The following is a 3607-nucleotide window of genomic DNA, read 5'->3' on the forward strand; positions in this document are numbered from 1 at the left end:
CGCTGCTGCTGATGGACGAGCCGTTCGGCGCGCTGGACGAGATCACCCGCGACAATCTGAACGTCCATCTGCTGCGGCTATGGGAGAAGACCGGGATCACTGTGATCTTCGTCACCCATTCGATCCCGGAAGCGGTCTTCCTGTCGTCGAAGATCGTCGTGATGTCGCCGCGTCCGGGCCGCATCCTGGAGGTGATCGACAGCGACCTGCCGACCGACCGAGACCTGGACGCCCGCGAGACGCCGGAATTCCTGGAGATCGCGCACCGGGTTCGCGTGGCCCTGCGGGCGGGTCACAGCTATGACTGACGCGGTGCTGGGCGGGTTAGCGGCTCCGGCGGCCCGGAAGAGGCTTGCTCGGGACGGTGCGGTCCTGCCGGTGCTGACCGTCCTGGCGGTGCTGCTGGCGGTCTGGTACGTCGCGGCGGTCTGGTTGAACGCGCCGCAGGTTACCGAGCGGTTGAACCGGGGCGGGACGGACTGGGGCGTGTCCGAACTGGTCGCAGGCACCTGGGCGATGGAGCGGCCCGTCCTGCCGGCCCCCCATCAGGTCGCGGTCGAGCTTTATGATTCCGTCTTCGGGCGGCCGGTCACGTCGAAGCGGAGCCTCGTCTACCATGCGCAGGTGACCCTGTCGGCGACGGTCGCGGGCTTCGCCCTTGGGCTTGCCCTGGGTGTTCTGCTGGCGATCGGGATCGTCCATGTGACGGTGCTGGACCGCTCGCTGATGCCGTGGATCATCGCGTCGCAGACGATCCCGATCCTGGCGATAGCACCGATGATCGTCGTCGTGCTCGGCAATCTCGGGTTCACCGGATTGCTGCCGAAGGCGATCATTTCCGGCTATCTCAGCTTCTTTCCCATAGCCATCGGCATGGTGAAGGGGCTGCGCTCGCCCGATCCGCTGCAACTGGACCTGATGCGGACCTATAGTGCGACCGACGCACAGACCTTCGCCAAGCTGCGCTGGCCGTCGAGCATGTCCTTCCTGTTCCCTAGCCTGAAGGTCGCTATCGCGCTGTCCCTTGTCGGCGCCATCGTTGCGGAACTGCCGACCGGTGCGCAGGCGGGCTTGGGCGCGCGGCTGCTGGCGGGGTCCTATTACGGGCAGACGATCCAGATCTGGGCGGCGCTGTTCATGTCGGCCTTCCTGGCCGTGGCGGCGGTCGGAGCGGTCGGGCTGGCGGAGCGCGGACTGACGCGCCTGCGGGGAGGGCGGCTGTGATCGTCCGTGTCGTGCTGACGCTGGTCCTCACGCTGGTCCTGGGGCTTGCGGCGCTGGGCCTGCTGACGGTGAGTCCGGTTGCGGCCCTGGCGGTCGGCGTGCTCGCGGTCGCGGCCTGCGTCTGGACGATGGGCGGGCTTGCCCCCCATGACGGCTGGGCGGCGCGGCTGGCCGTGCCGCTGCTGTTCGGCGTGCTGCTGCTGTGGCTGTGGGAGATGGTGACGGTCGGCTTCGGCGTGCCGCGCATCCTGCTGCCGCCGCCGAGCATGATCGGGCACGCCTTCGCCGGCAATATCCCGACGCTGCTCGCGGATTTCCAGCAGACCGTCATCCGGTCGGTCATTCCTGGCTATATCCTGGGTTGCGGCGCTGGCTTCCTGACGGCGGTCGCCATCGACCGCTCGCCCTTCCTTCAGCGCGGTTTGCTGCCGCTGGGCAGCCTGATCAGCGCCATGCCGATCGTCGGCATCGCTCCGATCATGGTCATGTGGTTCGGTTTCGACTGGCAGTCGAAGGCGGCGGTGATCGTGGTGATGACCTTCTTCCCCATGCTGGTCAATACGCTGGCCGGACTGCGGGCGGCGGGGGCGATGGAGTTGGACCTCATGCGGTCCTACGCGGCGGGCTATGGGCAGACGCTGATGAAGCTGCGGCTTCCCGCCGCCCTGCCGTTCGTCTTCAACGCGCTTAAGCTGAACTCCACCCTGGCGCTGATCGGCGCCATCGTGGCGGAGTTCTTCGGGACGCCGATCGTCGGCATGGGCTTCCGCATCTCGACCGAGGTCGCGCGGATGAATGTCGATATCGTGTGGGCGACCATCGCCGTGGCGGCGGTCGTGGGCTCGGCCTTTTACGGAATCATCTCGGTGATCGAGCGGGGAGCCACGTTCTGGCATCCTTCGTTTCGCAAATGACGTCAAAAACGACCTGAGGCTGGGAGTACTGGGTGATGCGGAAATTGGCTCTGGCCGGGATCGCCACTGCGGCGGCGGCGATGGTGATGGGTGGTTCGGTAACGGGTGCGGCGGCGGCGGATGCCCTGACGCTGCAACTGAAATGGGTGACCCAGGCGCAGTTCGCCGGGTACTACGTGGCCGCCGCCAAGGGCTTCTACGAGGAAGCGGGACTGGACGTGACGATCAAGCCGGGCGGGCCGGACATCAACCCGTCGCAGGTGATCGCCGGCGGCGGCACCGATGTCGTGGTCGACTGGATGCCGTCGGCGCTGGCGACCCGCGAGAAGGGCGTCCCGCTGGTCAACATCGCCCAGACCTTCAACAAGTCGGGCATGATGCTGACATGCCGCAAGGACAGCGGCGTCGCCAAGCCGGCGGACTTCAAGGGCAAGACGCTGGGTGTCTGGTTCTCGGGCAACGAATACCCGTTCCTGTCCTGGATGGACAAGCTGGGCTACAGCACCAGCGGCGGCAATCCGGACATCAAGGTCCTGAAGCAGGGCTTCAACGTCGATCCGCTGCTTCAGAAACAGGCCGCCTGCATCTCGACCATGACCTATAACGAATACTGGCAGGTGATCGACGCCGGTATCCCCGAGTCGGAGCTGGTCGTCTTCAAATACGAGGACCAGGGTGTGGCGACGCTGGAGGACGGGCTTTATACCCTGGATGCCAAGCTGAAGGACCCGAAGATGGTCGACAAGCTCGCCCGCTTCGTCAAGGCGTCGATGAAGGGCTGGGACTATGCCGTCAAGAACCAGGACGAGGCGGTCGGCATCGTGCTGGACAACGATGCGTCGGGCGCCCAGACCGAAAAGCACCAGAAGCAGATGATCAGCGAGATCGCCAAGCTGTTCGATGGCGGGTCGAAGCCCGGCTATCTCGATCCGGCGGCCTATGAGCGCACCGTCGGCGTCCTGATCAACGGCAAGTCCGATCCGGTCATCAGCAAGAAGCCGGAAGGAGCCTGGACCCATGAGGTCTGGGAGAAGGCGGGCCTCTGACCGTTTCGGCCAAAAAGGGAACAGCGGCGCTTCCGGAACCGTTTTCGGCGGAGTGTTCCTCCGATTGCCTGTTCTGGAAGCAGCCTGCCCAATGAGAAAACTCGCCCATATCTCCGACCTGCATTTCGGCCGGATAGACGAGGCGGTCGTGGAGGCGCTTCTGGCAGATCTGCGCAGCCTCGGCCCCGATCTTATCGTCGTCAGCGGCGACCTGACCCAGCGTGGCCACCGCCACCAGTTCCGCGCGGCCCGTGCGTTCCTCGACCGGTTCGAGGCGCCCTATCTGGTCGTGCCGGGCAACCATGACATTCCCGGCGTCAACATGCTTGCCCGCTTCGCGGCGCCCTTTGCCCGGTACCAGCGCTATATCGAGCGGGACATGCGGCCGCTGCATCTGGATGCCGAGATCGCCGTCCTGGGGCT

General features: G+C 65.7%; 4 protein-coding genes and 1 pseudogene. All 5 read left to right on the forward strand.

Annotated features, from left to right (window positions below):
- A pseudogene (locus AC5JJ6_RS04430) lies at window positions 1-308 on the forward strand (ABC transporter ATP-binding protein); the annotation flags it as partial.
- Window positions 301-1224, forward strand: coding sequence for an ABC transporter permease (locus tag AC5JJ6_RS04435; RefSeq protein WP_496040884.1), 924 nt, complete (start codon window positions 301-303; stop codon window positions 1222-1224). The pseudogene AC5JJ6_RS04430 and the gene AC5JJ6_RS04435, both read left to right, overlap by 8 nt.
- On the forward strand, window positions 1221-2138 hold the full coding sequence (locus AC5JJ6_RS04440) for an ABC transporter permease (protein ID WP_496040885.1): 918 nt from the start codon (window positions 1221-1223) through the stop codon (window positions 2136-2138). Before AC5JJ6_RS04435 ends, AC5JJ6_RS04440 begins: the two co-directional genes overlap by 4 nt.
- 35 nt (window positions 2139-2173) lie before the next feature.
- Complete coding sequence (locus AC5JJ6_RS04445; RefSeq protein ID WP_496040886.1) at window positions 2174-3184, forward strand: ABC transporter substrate-binding protein; 1011 nt, start codon at window positions 2174-2176, stop codon at window positions 3182-3184.
- Between the two features lie 91 nt (window positions 3185-3275).
- The coding region (locus AC5JJ6_RS04450) for a metallophosphoesterase (protein WP_496040887.1) at window positions 3276-3607 on the forward strand (332 nt) is incomplete at its 3' end.

Source organism: Skermanella sp. (assembly GCF_059503625.1).